Genomic DNA, 15,061 nt, shown 5'->3' on the forward strand with positions numbered 1-15,061 from the left:
GCGATGTCGACCAAAGCCCAGATGATCAAGTCGCAGACCTCTCGCAAGTTTGCGGTCCAGCACCGCAACCGCTGCAAGCTCTGCGGCCGGCCTCGTGCCGTCTATCGCAAGTTCGGCATCTGCCGAATCTGCTTCCGGAATCTCGCCAGCCGAGGCCTGATTCCGGGTGTCAAGAAAGCCTCTTGGTAAGTTGAAATGCCTCGTGGGCTGAATCGAGTCTTCCAGCTCCATTCGGTTCGCGTTACGTCAGAATGCTTGGAATCCCCGTTGCGCCGATGTTGCCTGTCCTGGCCGCTTCTTTCGCCGGCCCCAGGTGCGTTACCCGCGACGGTTGACGGGAACCTGCCCTGCCATGATGACCGACCCGATCGCTGACATGCTCACCCGGATTCGCAATGCCGTCCGGATCGAGCGCCCGCTGGTGGATTTGCCGACCTCGAACATCCGTCGAGGCGTCGCCCAGGTCCTGAAGGACGAAGGTTACATCTGGGACTTCGAGGAACTCGAGACCGTCCCGGCCAAGACGCTTCGCCTTCACATGAAATACGGCCCCAATGGCGAGCGGCTCATCACGCGTATTGATCGCGTTAGCAAGCCCGGATGCCGGGTCTATCGCGGTTACAAGGATCTCAAGCCGATCCTGGGTGGCATGGGGATTCAGATCCTCAGCACCCCCAAGGGCGTCATCAGCGACCGCCGAGCGCGATCCGAGAAGGTCGGCGGGGAAGTCCTCGCCTTGATCCACTAAGACGAGAAGGTGCAACGTCCGCCCTTCTGTCATAAGGCGGGTCCTGAGATTCATGCCGTGTCGATTAGACCGCGGCGGTCTCCCGTGTCGACGATGCTCCTCGAGCAAAGCCTGGCCGATAACCTCGGCCATGGCCATCCGACGCGGTGACGGCCATCAGGGCCCGTGGATACCCCAAGCGAGAGGATAATGGTTCCATGTCCCGTATCGGACGCAAGCCGGTGCCCGTGCCGGCCAACGTGAATGTGTCGGTCGCCGACTCGACAATCAAAGTCGACGGCCCCAAAGGCAAGCTGTCGTTCACCTATCGCTCGGAGATCGGCGTCGAGTTCGACTCGGCCGGCAAGCAGGTCCTCGTGACCCGGGCCGACGATGAGCGCCAGAGCCGAGCCCTGCACGGCCTGACTCGCAGCCTCATCGCCAACATGGTGGAAGGCGTGGCCAATGGCTACACCAAGAAGCTGGAGATCGTCGGCGTCGGTTACCAGGCCCAGTTGAAGAAGGCCAACACCGTGGCCCTTCAGGTCGGCTTCGCGAACCAGATCGTCCTCGAGGCTCCGGTCGGTGTGACGGTCGTGGTTCCGGACCCGACTCACATCACCATCACTGGTGCCGACAAGCAGGCCGTCGGGCAGTTCGCCGCCGTCGTCCGCAAGGTCCGCCCCCCGGAACCCTACAAGGGCAAGGGTATCCGCTATGAGGGCGAGGTCGTCCGTCGCAAGGCCGGTAAGGCCTTCGGCTCGAAGTAAACTCGGCATGTTTCGCCGATCGGGCCGCGAGCGCTCTGAGGCGAGACTGACTCCACGGAAACGGCAAGGCACACGAGAGGGCTGGGCGCCCGGTCGGCATCGGTCGCCCCGGAACCCCAGACAAAGGATCCATCGGTGAACCAGCGCAAACTTGTTCAAGTCAGGCGGCTCCGACGGCAACGTCACGTCCGCAATAAGCTCTTCGGCACCGCGGAACGCCCCCGTTTGGCGATCTTCCGCAGTTCGAAGCATATTTACGCCCAGGTGATCAACGACTCCAACGGCACGACCCTCGTCTCTGCCAGCACACTCGAGGCGGAGATCAAGGGCGAGCAGGCCTACGGCGGGAACAAGGCGGCAGCCACGATCGTGGGCCGCAAGGTGGCCGAGCGGGCCAAGCAGGCCGGTATTGACAAGATTTGTTTCGACCGTCGAAGCTACAAGTATCATGGCCGGGTTCAGGCCCTGGCCGACGCTGCCCGCGAGGCGGGTCTGCAATTCTAAAAGGAGCCCGCCATGTCGAGCGACAGTCGAGACCGTGGGGAGTGGTCGGAAAGCGTCGTGGCCATCCGTCGTTGCGCCGCCGTCGTCAAGGGTGGCCGTCGGTTCAGCTTCAACGCCCTGGTCGTCGTCGGTAACGGACGCGGTCAGGTGGCCTGGGGCTATGGCAAGGCCAACGAAGTGCCCCCCGCCGTCGAGAAGGGCGTCAAGGACGCCCACAAGCAGATGAATCGGGTGAACCTCAAGGGAGGTACCATCCCGCACCGTGTCATCGGCCGCTTCGGCGCCGCCCGCGTCGTCATGCTCCCGGCCGCCCCCGGTACCGGCGTCATCGCCGGTGGTGCCGTCCGCTCGGTCGTTCAGGCCGCCGGTGTGACCGATATCCTGACCAAGAGCTACGGCTCGACCAACAAGCTGAATCTGGTCAAGGCGGCCATCAACGCCCTGACCCAACTTCGGACCAAGGACGAGGTTGCTCGTCTCCGGGGAGTGACCCTCTAATGCAACTTCATGACGTCCACCAAGGGATCCACAAGCGCAAGAAGCGCAAGCGGGTCGGCCGGGGTATCGGCTCCGGTCACGGCAAGACCTCGAGCAAGGGCCACAAAGGCCACTCGTCTCGCCAGGGGTTCAAACAGTCCGCCCTCTTCGAAGGTGGACAGATGCCCTTGGCGCGACGCGTCCCGAAGAGGGGCTTCTTCAATGGGGCCTTCAAGAAGGATTTCGCGATCGTCAATATCTCGTCGCTCGACGCCTGCTACGAAGCGGGTGCCGTGATCGACGAGACGGCGCTCCGTGCTCGCGGCCTGGTCAAGGGGCGGCACGACGACGGCATCAAGATCCTGGGCGACGGTGAGCTGACCAAGGCTTTCACCGTCCACGCCGCGAAGTTCAGCGAATCGGCCGCCGCCAAGATCACCGGGGCGGGCGGGCGGGTCGTCGTTGTCCAATAAAGGGAGAATCCGCAGCAGGCGGGTGAACGGCCTCTTCATCCTACGTACTGAAACGCTCAGCCTGCCTGCTGCCTCGAAGCTTCTTGCCCCGTGCCGCCAAGGAGGCGACCCGACGTGAACAAGCTTTTCACGATCCTGTTCAAGGTGCCCGAGCTCCAACGCAAGATCCTGATGACGGCCATGTTCCTGGCCATCTATCGGATCGGCTTCTACGTCCCCCTGCCGATCGTCAATCAAGAGCAGCTCAAGAATTGGCAGGAGCAGTTGAGCACGAGCGCCACGGGCAAGGTCTTCGGGACCGTCGCCATGTTCGGCGGCACGTCGATCGGCATGAGCACGATCTTCGGCCTGGGCATTATGCCCTACATCTCGGCCTCCATCATCTTCCAGCTCCTCGGGAGCGTCATCCCGTCGCTCGAGGCGATGATGAAGGAGGGGGAGAGCGGCCGCAAGAAGATCAACGAATACACCAGATATGCGACCGTCATATTATGCGCGATACAAAGCGCATTTTGGGTCCAATATATGATGAGTCCACAGATGGGCGTCGTCTTACCGGAGCATCAGAACTTCTGGGACGGCCTCGTCTGCGTGAGTATTATGACAGCCGGCACCATCTTCCTGATGTGGATCGGTGAGCAGATTGACGAGTATGGCATCGGCAACGGTATCAGCCTCCTGATCATGGCGGGCATCCTGGCCCGCGTGCCCCTCGCCTTGCGGGAGCTCTGGCTCAACGCCACGCCTCGTTTGACGGCGGAGGGTGGAAAGTATCCGATCACGACGCTGGTGATTCTGGCGGGCCTGTTCGTGGCAGTCGTGGTCGGCGTCATCGCGATCACGGAAAGCCAACGGCGGATCCCGACCCAGTCGGCCAAGCACGTTCGCGGCCGTCGGGTCTTCGGCGGTACGCGTCAATATCTGCCGCTTAAGGTCAACCAGGCCGGCGTGATGCCGATCATCTTCGCGTCCAGCCTGCTCATCTTCCCCTCGTTCATCCTCAACGGCCTGGCGCGAGCCACCGCGAGTTGGCGGACGGACGCGTGGACGGTCTGGTCGGCGGTTGGCAACTTCATCCAGGAGTCGGCCGACGCCTTCCAGAAGCAGAGCTATGTCTACACGCTGTTCTACATCATCCTGATTTACTTCTTCTGCTACTTCTGGACGGCGATCACCTTCAATCCGAAGGACATGTCCGAGAACCTCAAGGACTACGGCAGCTTCATCCCGGGTTATCGCCCTGGACGTCGGACGGCCGACTACCTTGAGAAGGTCATGCTGCGGATCACGTACGTTGGTGCCGCCTTCTTGAGCCTCGTGGCCGTCATCCCGTCGATCGTGCAGAACGCCTTGCTCAGCGGCTCGTCCGCAGACTACACGATCGCCTCGTTCATGGGCGGTACGGGCCTCCTGATCGTGATCAGTGTCTGCCTCGACCTCGTCCAGAAGATCGACAGCCACCTGATCATGAGGAACTACGGTGGCCTCGTGAGCAAGCGATAAGTCACAGGAAGAAGTGGTCCCAGGGCTCGGAGCATGGTCCCTCAGCCTTGGGACCTTTCCGCCGGTAAGAAACGAGACGTCAAGCGTGCTCAAGTTGAAAAGCCCCCGCGAAATATCGCTGATGCGTGAGGCGGGGCGGATCGTGGCCAAGTCACTCGACCGTGTGAAGACGCTCGCCGTCCCCGGTGTGACTACGGCCGAGCTCGATGAAGCGGTGGTCGAGATTTTCGAGGAACACGGCGCGACCTCTTTGTTCCGGGGCTATCCCAGCTCCATGAAGGGTAAGCCGCCGTTTCCTGCGGTGATCTGTGCTAGCGTTAACGAGCAGGTCGTCCACGGCATCCCTAACCGCCGGCCTCTTCGTGAAGGGGATGTCGTCTCGATCGACACCGGCTGCAGGCTGAATGGCTGGTGCGGCGATGCTGCCGTGACCTTACCGATCGGCCAGGTGGATGAGAGGACTCAGAAGCTCCTCGACGTGACTTCGGAGACCCTGAACCTGGCCATCCGGGCCATGGAGCGCTGTACTTACTGGTCCGAGGTCGCGAGCCTCATGGAGAAGTACGTCAAGAGCCAGGGGATGTACGTCATCGAGAAATTCGTCGGGCATGGGATCGGCCAGGCGATGCACGAGGAGCCGCAGGTCCCCAACTTCGTGAGCAAGGCCCTTCGTAAGCACGACATCAGGCTTGAGCCGGGCATCGTCCTCGCGATCGAGCCGATGGTCGCCCTTGGTACGAAGGATGTGCGGACCTTGGAAGACGGCTGGACGGTCGAGACCAAGGATCGGGCCGCGAGTGCTCACTTTGAACACACGGTGGCGATGACGCCGGATGGACCTCGAGTGCTGACGAATCTGGAGGACTGAGTTTCTGACGACATTCTCCAGAATCCGAGACATCCTGGACCTGTCCGGTCCGGATCGATCGGCGAAGCGTAAGCGGTCTTTCCGAAAAGTCAAATAACCTTGACGATGGCGCCTTGCATCGTCTTAAGGTGCTGTGTACTATGGCTCAATTCGGCCCAAGACTGGTGGGTAGGTACGCCGGGGCAACCCGAAGGCTTGGGCCGCCTCGGGCTTTCGGCCTCGCGAAGCAGAGTTAAAGGTCAGGAGTCCGATGAAGATTCGATCGAGCGTCAAGCGGATTTGCGAACACTGCAAGATCGTGCGTCGGCGGGGTAAGGTCTACGTGATCTGCGAGAACCCGCGTCACAAGCAGCGGCAAGGCTAATCCTGGCTTTGCCGGTCCCCGATTCGTCGTCAATCCTCGGCAGTCTGAGAATGACCCAAAGCCACGCCATTGCCTCACGGAGATAGGACGGATGCCTCGTATTCTCGGTGTCGACATCCCGAACGACAAGCGCACGGTCATCTCCTTGCGCTACATTTACGGGATCGGCCCGTTCCTCGCCGAGCAATTGTGCGAACGGACCGGGATCAGCCCTGACAAGCGTGCCCGAGACCTCAGCGAGGACGAGTTGGCCAAGCTCGCCTCGTTGCTCGACAACGAATACGTCGTGGAAGGTCAGCTCCGCCGACAGGTTCAGCAGAGCATCGCCCGCCTTCGCGACATTGGCTGCTACCGTGGCCTCCGGCACCGCAAGGGGTTGCCGGTCCATGGTCAGAGGACGCGAACCAACGCCCGTACCCGCAAGGGGCCGCGTAAGACGGTCGCCGGCAAGAAGGGCGTGAAGGAAATGCGATAAGGCTCGCCCTCGGCGGGATCTTGCGGCCCATGCATCTCGCATGGGCCGTCGGTATTCCGCGAGGCGGTCGGCGACGGCTGGTGCTTTTGGCTCGGCCTGACTGGATCGCTTCCCTGGGTGGACCTTCGCTCGGATTCGGAAGTTGGGGCCATCCTCAATTTTTCTGGGGATGAGTCCTTTGCGATATTTGTTGTTTACATTTTTTCCCGACGGACCGACCAGGGAGCAACGGACCCGTGGCCAAGGCCAAGAAGCGTAAGACACGACGCAACGTCAGCCGGGCGGTCGTGCACATCAAAGCAACTTTCAACAACACGACCGTCACGATCACCGATCCCAACGGCGACGCGTTGTGCTGGGCTTCGTCCGGTACCGTCGGCTTCAAGGGGAGCCGTAAGAGCACCCCGTTCGCCGCGCAGCGTGCTGCCGAGACGGCCGCCGCGACGGCCACGAAGTACGGCGTCAAAGAAGTCGAAGTCAAAGTCAAGGGCCCGGGCTCTGGACGTGAAAGTGCCATCACGGCCCTTCAGGCGTCCGGCCTCTCGATCAAGGCCATCGAAGACGTCACCCCGCTGCCGCACAACGGCTGCCGCCCTCCCAAGAAGCGACGCGTCTGAGCCAGCATCCCCGAGATGGGATGCCTCGAAGACCCTCGCCTCCACGGGTCTTCGGCTCAGATCCTCTCTCCTTGCTCTGGTTTCGCACGAACGCGTCGCTCGCTGTGGATTCTCGCCGGCTCCACGGGTGAACCGGAATTCGGGTTGCCGAAGCCTGTGGCCCTCCCCGGCGTGTACTGATCGCCTTATTGCCGAAGGAACCCCATCGACCTCTCGGGATGATCCCGCGAGGGGATCGGAATACTCGGCCCAACTCAACCCGACGTACCGAAGAAGAAGGATTGCTGGAATACCATGGGACGCCACATCGGGCCGGTCTGCCGGCTCTGCCGCCGTGAAGGTATGAAGTTGTTCCTGAAGGGGACCCGTTGCGACACCCCGAAGTGCGCCATCGACCGCCGCGAAGGCGTTCCGGGCATGCACCAGTTCCGTCGCGGCAAGGCCAGCGAATATTCGGTCCGCCTTCGTGAGAAGCAGAAGGTCAAGCGTTACTACGGGATCTTCGAGCGTCAGTTCCGCAAGTACTTCGAGCTTGCTGGCCGCCGCCCGGGCAACACCGGCGATGCGTTGATGGCCCTGCTCGAACGCCGCCTCGACAACGTCGTCACCCGCCTCGGCTTCGCGACCAGCCGACCGCAGGCCCGCCAGATGATCACGCACGGGCACATCACGGTGAACGGGCGCAAGCTCGACATCCCGAGCTACCTCGTCCGCCCCGGCGACCAGATCCAGGTGAAGGACCGCGAGCACTCCCGGAAGCTCGCCGAGACCAGCCTGGCCACCGACGGGATGCCGGCCGTCCCCGAATGGCTCGACCGCAGCAGCACCCAGCCGCCCGAAGGACGCGTCTCGCGCTTGCCCGGCACCCAGGACATCTCGTTGCCGGTCACCCCGCAGTTGATCGTCGAATTGTTGAGCCGCTGAGGTCGAATGGAAGCGGCGATCCGCCTCCCCGTCCCCGCTTCCGGGGACGCGGGCGGTCACCGGGCCGGTTCGATTTGGACCGATCGCCGAAAGCTGGTCGCTTAGCTTTTTTTGGAGAGTGCGATGCGCATCCGTTGGCGTGGCCTCGAACTTCCGAGCCGGGTCGTCTGCAACCGAGAGAAACTGACCGACACGTACGGCGAATTCCACGTCGAGCCCTTCGAACGCGGATTCGGCCACACCGTCGGCAACAGCTTGCGGCGCATCCTCCTGTCGAGCTTGGAGGGGAGCGCGGTCACCAAGATCAAGATCCAGGGGGTCCAACACGAGTTCTCGTCGATCCCCGGCATGGTTGAGGACATCACCGACCTCGTCCTTAACCTCAAAGGCTTGGTCGTCAAGAACCACTCGGAGCAGAGCCGGACGATCCGCATCGAGCGCGATCGTCGGGGGGTCGTCACCGCCGCCGACATCCTCCATGACGAGTCGATCGAGATCATCAATCCCGACCACATCCTCTGCACGCTGACGGACGATGTCCCGTTCGTGCTGGAGATGACGGTCGAGAACGGCCGGGGTTACCGCCCCGCCGCCGAAGGCCACACCGACGACCTCGAGGTCGGCGCCATCCCCATCGACGCCATCTACAGCCCGGTCATCCGGGTTGAGTACAAGGTCGAGAACACGCGCGTCGGCCAGCGGACCAACTACGACAAGCTCGTCCTCCGGATCTGGACCACCGGCACGCTCGGCCCCGAGATGTCCCTGGTCGAGGCCGCGAAGATCCTCCGCAAGCACCTGAACCCGTTCGTCCAGTATTACGAGCCGGGTCCGGGTCTCTCCACCGAAGGCGGCGGTCAGGACGGCAACCGCCAGGAGCCCGTCGACGCCGAGCTCGAACGCAAGCTCGACATGAGCCTGGCCGAGCTCGAGCTGTCGGTCCGAGCCACCAACTGTCTCGAGAGCGAAGGGATCACCACCGTTCGCCACCTGGTGAGCCGGTCCGAGGACCAGCTCCTCACCGTCCGCAACTTCGGCGAGACGACCCTGAAAGAGGTCCGGGCCAAGCTCCACGAGATCGGCCTCGACCTCGGCATGGAAATCCCCAACCGGCCGGGGGTCTGACCCCGACCTGGAATTCGCTCGTGGCCCGGCGGCGGAAGACCCGTTCGCCCGAGGCCCGGCAACATGGCATGGGTGCCTCTCGGTGCTCAAGAAACTACATCACCGGCGGGTCTCGACGCGAACCGCCGGCTTCCACTAGCGACCCCAAAAGACCATGCGACACCTTAAAGCCGGCCGCAAGTTCAAGCGTTCGCCATCTCACCGCCGGATGATGCTGCGTAACCTGGCCACCTCGCTGCTCGAGCACGGCCGCATCGAGACGACCCTGGCCAAGGCCAAGGAAGTCCAGCCGTACACCGAGAAGCTGATCACCCTGGCCAAGGATGGTTGGAACCTGAACAACTTCCGTCGCGTCCTCGCGGTCGTGACCAAGAAGGACGTGGCCTTCTCCCTCTTCAAGGAGATCGGCCCGCGCTTCAAGACCCGCCCGGGTGGCTACACCCGCATCTACAAGCTCGCCAAGGTCCGCCAGGGCGACGCCGCTCCGATGGCCATCATCAGCCTCCTCGGCGAGGAAGAGCAGATCAAGGCTCCGACCCGCCCGGCCGTCGTCACCAGCGGCTCCTGAGGTCGAAGCGACGAACATCGAGGGTGTCCCCGGGATCCGTCCCGTGGACACCCTCTCATGTGTTTCAGGCGGGTTGTCATCCATCGGTCCGGGCCTCGTCGAGGATAGAAGGGAGCGCGGAACCTTGTCAGGCAACGCTCACGAGCCTTCCTGCCTCTTCTGCAAGATCGTCCGGGGCGACATCCCCTCGTCCAAGGTCCTCGAGACCGAGGACGCGATCGCCTTCCTCGACATCCATCCTGTCAACAAGGGGCACGTGCTCGTCGTCCCCAAGCATCACCACCCCCACCTCGTCGAGCTCCCCGAGGCGCTCGCCGCCCATGTCGGCTCGATCCTGCCTCGTCTGTGCCGGGCCGTTCAGGCCGCCACCGGCGCCGATGGCTTCAACGTGATCATCAACAACGGGACCGCCGCCGGTCAGACCGTCGACCACGGTCACTGGCACATCATCCCCAGGTTCCACGACGACCCCGTCGAGTGGCCCTGGCCCCATAGCGAGTACGTCGGTGACGAGCTCGGCCAGATGCGCTTCCGCATCGAGCGAGAGTTGCGCCCGAACCCGAACGACGACTGATCACGTCTTTTCACACCTCGCCACGTCAACCCGGCCTCATTCGCCAGGCCTTGGGCTCCTGCGCCCATCGATCGAGCCTGAAGCGTTGCTGATCTCGCCGTTGTAGGCCTGCTCCCAGGGCCAGGGTTATCGCACGCCCGTTGCTCGTGCGGGTTCTCGACCGCCGATCGTTCAGCCTGGCTTTCGGACATATCCTCATCCTGCGTTCACGAAACCGCACGGCCTTCCGGCAGTCACCGAGCCGTCGTGAAGGGACGGATCACTCCTCTCGAATTCTGGAGGGTTGAACTGGCCGCGGCGCGCTGATATTACTTTTCTAAGAATCGTAATACCAGTCGAATGCGACCTTCTTCGGGGCTCCCCCTCATGACCCGCCGCGCCTTCACGCTGATTGAGTTGCTGGTGGTGATCGCGATCATCGCCGTCTTAATTGCCCTCTTGCTGCCGGCGGTGCAGGCGGCACGCGAGGCGGCCAGGAGGGCCCAATGCACGAACAACCTGAAGCAGCTCGGGATCGCCTTCCACAACTATCACGACGCGATGGGGCGGCTGCCGTATGGGGCGATCGTCGCGATGCCGGGGAATTACTGGTATCCGACCGGGGCGGGGGGCGAGCACTATCGGTACTCGGCGCTGGCGATGCTCGCGCCGTTCCTGGAGCAGACCCCCATCTACGGGGCGACGAACTTCAGCTATCCCATCTACATGCCCGACAGCAGCATCTCGCCGCCGAATTCGACGATCTACGCGATGCGGGTCAACCTGTTCCTCTGCCCGAGCGACACGGGGCGGATCGTCCAGCCGGGGTTCGCGCCGGCCAACTACATGGCGAGCGCGGGCAACGGGATGCCGGGAGGCTCGGGCCTGTATAGCAACCCGAACGGGTGCTTCTACTACAACTCGGGGGTGAGCTTCGCCATGATCACCGACGGGCTGAGCCAGACGTCGCTGATCTCCGAGAGCATCCTCGGCCCCGGCGGCTTCACGATCGCGGCGGGGTCGGGGGTGAACCCGGGGGAGATCATGGCCCAGCAGGCGGCCGTCGCCATCAACAGCCAGCCGCCGGCGAACCTGACCGAGGCCGAATGCCAGTCGGCGGGGGCAGGGGCCTCGGGGTATTACAACGGGCAGCGCGGCGGGAGCTGGGCCCAGGGGGACTTCCGCCACGCTCTTTACACACACTACATGCCGCCGAATTCCAGGACATATGACTGCCTCCGGGGCAGCGACTACGGCTGGAAGACCGCCCGGAGCTACCACAGCGGCGGCGTCAACGTCCTCTTCGGCGACGGCCGCGTCCAGTTCATCAAGGACTCGGTCGCCAACGCCCCATGGGCGGCCATGGCGACCCGCAATGGTGGCGAGGTCATCTCGTCGGATTCGTACTGAGCCATCCATCCGGCCCCGATACTTACAAAAAGGTATGTACTTGCCCGAGAGAAAGCCCAATCTATCATTCCGACCGTTCCACCCTGGAACGTGAGCCGTCGAGCTGAATCGAGGGCCGACGAACCGGGGCGGCCCGCCTGTCGTCGCGGCTTGGGGAGCGATGCCGAGGGGGTCGCGTCCTGCTCCGTCGCCGAGGTTGTGCGGGGCCAACGCATAGGTGCGCGTTCACGAACGTCGGATCATTGATCGATCGGAGGCTTTCCAAATGTCTGCGAAACTCTCGGGCAAGGTCGCGGTCGTCACGGGTGCGTCCAAAGGCATCGGCGCCTCGATCGCGAAGAACCTCGCCGCCGCCGGGGCGGCCGTCGTCGTCAATTACTCGTCGAGCAAGGAAGGGGCGGACAAGGTCGTCGCCGAGATCGAGAAGGCTGGCGGGAAGGCCGTCGCCGTCGGCGGGAACCTGTCGAAGGCGGCCGACATCGACGCCCTGTTCGCGAAGACGAAGGAGACGTATGGGCGGCTCGACATCCTGGTCAACAACGCCGGGATCTTCGAGTTCGCACCGCTCGAGGCGATCACGGAGGAGCACTTCCACAAGCAGTTCAACCTGAACGTGCTTGGGTTGCTGCTCGCGTCTCAGAAGGCGGCGAGTCTCTTCGGGCCCGAGGGGGGGAGCATCATCAATATCAGCTCGGCCGCGGCCGTCTCGCCCCCCGCGACGGCCTCGGTCTACAGCGCCACCAAGGGGGCCGTCGACGCCATCACGAAGGCGCTCTCCAAGGAGCTCGGGCCGAAGAAGATCCGCGTCAATTCGCTGAACCCCGGTATGGTCGAGACCGAAGGGGTCCACACGGCGGGATTCCTCGAGACCGACTTCCACAAGCAGGTCGTCGCGCAGACCCCGCTCGGCCGGATCGGCCAGCCGGATGACATCGGGAAGGTCGCCGTCTTCCTCGCCTCCGACGACTCCGGGTGGATCAGCGGCGTGACGCTCCTCGCCACCGGCGGCTGGGCCTGAGCCTTCGAGATCATCCGCCGAGCATCCCCTCCAGGGAGGATGCCGACCCGAGCATGAGAGTCGCCCTTCGGCAGTGGGGCGACTCGAAGCGGGGCTGGCATCCTCCCTTCGTCTTGCACCCCGGTGTTCGCAGACGGCCTCCTCTCCCTTCATGTCGCCGGATCGCCCGTCAGCCTCCCCGGATGAGGCCTGTTAACAACTCTTGACGCGGGAATCGGGCCAAGTCCTTGACGGTACAACGACCTCGGGATAAATTCGAGCTCTTGATGAAATTGAATCTCAGTCTCAAATAAGTTGGGCGGATTTCTGGGAGAGTTCCAGGAAGCGCGTCCCCCGGGAAAGAGGTCGAAAACAGCGATGTCGGTTCGTCAAGACATCTCAACGCTCTGCCTGATCCTCGCGTGCTCGGCCCTCGCCGGCTGCGGCAATGACTGGCAGGTGGGCACGCATCCGGCCACGGGCCGCGTCACCATCAACGGCGAACCGCCGGTCGGCGCCCTGGTGCAGTTGTTCCCGACGGCCGAAACGAAGACCGACGAGCGGAAATCACGCCCCTGGGGCCTCGTCGGCAACGATGGCGGTTTCTCGCTCTCGACTTATGTGGCGGGGGATGGCGCCCCCGCGGGCGAGTACGCGTTCACGATCACCTGGCCGCCCGACGCCTCGAAGCCGTCGATGACCGACCGCCTCAAGTTCAAATACTCGAAGCCGGAAGGCTCGAAGTGGACGTTCACAATCAAGCCGGGGACGAACGCGCTCCCGCCGGTCGAGATCGAGAACGCCGTCGTCGAGCTGGCCCCGAAGTCGAAATCGAACGCACCGATGGAAGGCGCGGCCATCCTCGGCGGCACGGCCAAGGGTACGAAGAAGGCGCATTGAGAGCTGAGACTCCAGCCAGCACCGGCCGGACGCCCGATCGCGAAGGCCCGGCCGTCCTCCTCCATCCAGGTATCATCCCCCCGCAGAAGGCTGTCTCGAGATCATGGGAAGCGCAACGCAATCGGAGCGGACGGCCGACGAGGAAGCCGTCGAGCTGGCGAGCCGACCGGAAAGCTCGGGCAGCCTGTACCGGGTCCTCTGGCGCTGGCATTTCTACGCCGGGGTGCTCATCTCGCCGATCCTGCTCATCGTCACCCTGACGGGGGCGCTCTACATCTTCCACTCGGAAATCGAGGACCTCGGCCACGCCAGGCTCCGCTTCGTCACGCCGGAGCCGGGGGCCTCGCGAGCGAACACCGACGCGATCGTGGCCGCGGCGAAGGCGTCGGAGCCGAGCCTCAACGCGGTCTCGCTGGAACTCCGGGCCGAGCCCAACCGCGCGGCGATCGTCCGGATGGGACCGGCGGGAGCGAAGGGGAGGGACGCGAGCCCGGTCGCCGTCTATGTAGATCCGTACAAGGCGAGCGTGGTCGGCTCGTTCGACTCGAGGGCCGGCGATGGCGTCTCCGAGTTCTTTGATGTCGTGCTCGTGATCCATCGCCAGTTGCTGGCCGGCACGACCGGCCGGATCCTGGTGGAGTTGACCGTCGGCTGGACGATCGTCTTGATGGTCACGGGGGTCTACCTCTGGTGGCCCAAGAAGCGCGGGCAGACGCTCGGGGTCTGGTGGCCCCGCCTCCACGGGAAGCTCTACACGATCCTGCGAGATCTCCACACGGTCCTCGGCATCTACCTGCTGGCACCGATCGCGATCATCGTCGTGACGGGCCTCTTCTACACGGTCGTCTGGAGCGAGGCCTTCCACCTCGCGACGAGGAGCAAGGAAGCCGCGGCCGCCGAGGCCAAGGCGCAGTCGAAGGGCAAGGGGAAGTCCAGGGCCAGGGCCGAAAATCCCTCGCCGAAAGAGCCCGCGGCGACTCCGACTCCGACCCACCCCTTGCTGACGCTCGAGCAGGTGAAGGACCTCTCGCTGAAGGGCTATCCGGGACGCAATCTCCTGATCAGCCTGGCCGACAAGCCGGGCGGGGGCATCGCCGTCGGCGCGGCGAATGACTACAACAACTCGTACGGGCCCTTCGTCTCGGCCCAGTTCGAGATCGATCGCGTCAGCGGCAAGATCGGGCCGGTCAAGACGCTCGCCGAGGACCATCGATACTGGTGGCACGGGTGGGTGTACACCTTGCACGTCGGGAGTTTCTACGGGCCGACGACCAAGGTGATCTGGTTCGTCTCCTGCATGATCCTGTCCGGCTTGCCGATCACGGGCCTCTGGATGTGGTGGGTCCGGCGGCCCAAAGGTCGCTCGGGATTCCCTCGACGCCCCAACCGACGGATGACCGCGGGGCTGCTGGCCACGATCGTCGGCCTGGCCCTGATCCTGCCCGTCCTCGGCGCGAGCATGATCGCCATCGCCGTCGGAGAGTCCGTCTACCTCTTCTCGCGTCGACGCCTCCGCAAGCTGCCGGCCTCGGCCTGATCGTCGGACCGACGAGGGGCGGACGCCGATCCGCCCCGCCTGCCACACCTCATCACATCAAAACCACAGCATTTCACGCCACATCCCATCCATCGGGACGTCGACCCTCTTCGTCGGCGAATGCCTCAGTGTGGGTATTTGGGGAATTCGGGGCTGAATCCCGGGGTCGAACGAGCCTGGGAAGACTTTGCCGACGCCCCTGCACCAGTCGGGACGATAGCCGATGCACGCCGTCATCGATGAGGCGGCTTGCCGGAAAGGGGATCGTA

The 15,061-nt window shown here is 63.7% G+C and carries 19 protein-coding genes; all 19 read left to right on the forward strand.

The genetic code is table 11. The features are described from left to right. The first annotated feature begins 3 nt into the window (after nucleotides 1-3). The 19 genes from ACOYYX_RS37160 to ACOYYX_RS37250 all read left to right on the forward strand — a co-directional run bounded on the left by ACOYYX_RS37160 (nucleotide 4) and on the right by ACOYYX_RS37250 (nucleotide 14,792). Nucleotides 4-189 carry a type Z 30S ribosomal protein S14 gene (locus ACOYYX_RS37160; RefSeq protein WP_422927690.1) on the forward strand — a complete coding sequence of 62 codons (186 nt, stop codon included), beginning with the start codon at nucleotides 4-6 and terminating at the stop codon, nucleotides 187-189. A 163-nt stretch (nucleotides 190-352) separates the two neighbouring features. Further along, complete coding sequence (gene rpsH / locus ACOYYX_RS37165; protein ID WP_422927691.1) at nucleotides 353-748, forward strand: 30S ribosomal protein S8; 396 nt, start codon at nucleotides 353-355, stop codon at nucleotides 746-748. A 197-nt stretch (nucleotides 749-945) separates the two neighbouring features. Beyond that, nucleotides 946-1,497, forward strand: a complete 552-nt coding sequence (gene rplF, locus ACOYYX_RS37170; RefSeq protein ID WP_422927692.1) for a 50S ribosomal protein L6 — start codon at nucleotides 946-948, stop codon at nucleotides 1,495-1,497. 135 nt (nucleotides 1,498-1,632) lie between these two features. Then, on the forward strand, nucleotides 1,633-2,001 hold the full coding sequence (gene rplR, locus ACOYYX_RS37175) for a 50S ribosomal protein L18 (protein WP_422927693.1): 369 nt from the start codon (nucleotides 1,633-1,635) through the stop codon (nucleotides 1,999-2,001). Between the two features lie 12 nt (nucleotides 2,002-2,013). Beyond that, a complete protein-coding gene (gene rpsE / locus ACOYYX_RS37180; RefSeq protein ID WP_422927694.1) occupies nucleotides 2,014-2,499 on the forward strand; it encodes a 30S ribosomal protein S5 in 486 nt (161 codons plus the stop codon). Further along, the gene (gene rplO / locus ACOYYX_RS37185) at nucleotides 2,499-2,951 is read left to right on the forward strand and encodes a 50S ribosomal protein L15 (protein ID WP_422927695.1); all 453 of its coding nucleotides are present in this window, start codon (nucleotides 2,499-2,501) and stop codon (nucleotides 2,949-2,951) included. Before rpsE ends, rplO begins: the two co-directional genes overlap by 1 nt. 114 nt (nucleotides 2,952-3,065) lie before the next feature. Further along, the gene (gene secY, locus ACOYYX_RS37190) at nucleotides 3,066-4,454 is read left to right on the forward strand and encodes a preprotein translocase subunit SecY (protein ID WP_422927696.1); all 1,389 of its coding nucleotides are present in this window, start codon (nucleotides 3,066-3,068) and stop codon (nucleotides 4,452-4,454) included. Nucleotides 4,455-4,539: 85 nt separating this feature from the next. Beyond that, nucleotides 4,540-5,322 carry a type I methionyl aminopeptidase gene (gene map / locus ACOYYX_RS37195; RefSeq protein ID WP_422927697.1) on the forward strand — a complete coding sequence of 261 codons (783 nt, stop codon included), beginning with the start codon at nucleotides 4,540-4,542 and terminating at the stop codon, nucleotides 5,320-5,322. Between the two features lie 250 nt (nucleotides 5,323-5,572). Next, complete coding sequence (gene rpmJ, locus ACOYYX_RS37200; protein WP_015244084.1) at nucleotides 5,573-5,686, forward strand: 50S ribosomal protein L36; 114 nt, start codon at nucleotides 5,573-5,575, stop codon at nucleotides 5,684-5,686. Nucleotides 5,687-5,777: 91 nt separating this feature from the next. Then, entirely contained in the window at nucleotides 5,778-6,161 is a 384-nt protein-coding gene (gene rpsM / locus ACOYYX_RS37205) for a 30S ribosomal protein S13 (RefSeq protein WP_422927698.1), read from the forward strand. A gap of 236 nt (nucleotides 6,162-6,397) precedes the next feature. Next, the gene (gene rpsK / locus ACOYYX_RS37210) at nucleotides 6,398-6,778 is read left to right on the forward strand and encodes a 30S ribosomal protein S11 (protein WP_015244082.1); all 381 of its coding nucleotides are present in this window, start codon (nucleotides 6,398-6,400) and stop codon (nucleotides 6,776-6,778) included. 294 nt (nucleotides 6,779-7,072) lie between these two features. Continuing rightward, complete coding sequence (rpsD, locus tag ACOYYX_RS37215) at nucleotides 7,073-7,702, forward strand: 30S ribosomal protein S4 (RefSeq protein WP_422927699.1); 630 nt, start codon at nucleotides 7,073-7,075, stop codon at nucleotides 7,700-7,702. Between the two features lie 123 nt (nucleotides 7,703-7,825). Beyond that, nucleotides 7,826-8,827, forward strand: coding sequence for a DNA-directed RNA polymerase subunit alpha (locus ACOYYX_RS37220; protein WP_422927700.1), 1,002 nt, complete (start codon nucleotides 7,826-7,828; stop codon nucleotides 8,825-8,827). Nucleotides 8,828-8,981: 154 nt separating this feature from the next. Next, nucleotides 8,982-9,395, forward strand: coding sequence for a 50S ribosomal protein L17 (gene rplQ / locus ACOYYX_RS37225; RefSeq protein ID WP_422927701.1), 414 nt, complete (start codon nucleotides 8,982-8,984; stop codon nucleotides 9,393-9,395). A 124-nt stretch (nucleotides 9,396-9,519) separates the two neighbouring features. Then, a complete protein-coding gene (locus ACOYYX_RS37230) occupies nucleotides 9,520-9,969 on the forward strand; it encodes an HIT family protein (RefSeq protein WP_422927702.1) in 450 nt (149 codons plus the stop codon). A 366-nt stretch (nucleotides 9,970-10,335) separates the two neighbouring features. Next, nucleotides 10,336-11,358: a DUF1559 domain-containing protein gene (locus tag ACOYYX_RS37235; protein WP_422927703.1), complete on the forward strand. Its 1,023-nt coding sequence runs from the start codon at nucleotides 10,336-10,338 to the stop codon at nucleotides 11,356-11,358. Nucleotides 11,359-11,623: 265 nt separating this feature from the next. Further along, complete coding sequence (locus ACOYYX_RS37240; protein ID WP_422927704.1) at nucleotides 11,624-12,376, forward strand: SDR family NAD(P)-dependent oxidoreductase; 753 nt, start codon at nucleotides 11,624-11,626, stop codon at nucleotides 12,374-12,376. Nucleotides 12,377-12,733: 357 nt separating this feature from the next. Further along, a complete protein-coding gene (locus tag ACOYYX_RS37245) occupies nucleotides 12,734-13,255 on the forward strand; it encodes a hypothetical protein (RefSeq protein ID WP_422927705.1) in 522 nt (173 codons plus the stop codon). Nucleotides 13,256-13,358: 103 nt separating this feature from the next. Then, entirely contained in the window at nucleotides 13,359-14,792 is a 1,434-nt protein-coding gene (locus ACOYYX_RS37250; protein ID WP_422927706.1) for a PepSY-associated TM helix domain-containing protein, read from the forward strand. Nucleotides 14,793-15,061 lie beyond the last annotated feature (269 nt).

This window comes from Singulisphaera chitinilytica, from assembly GCF_049331405.1.
Classification (GTDB): Bacteria; Planctomycetota; Planctomycetia; order Isosphaerales; family Isosphaeraceae; genus PoT.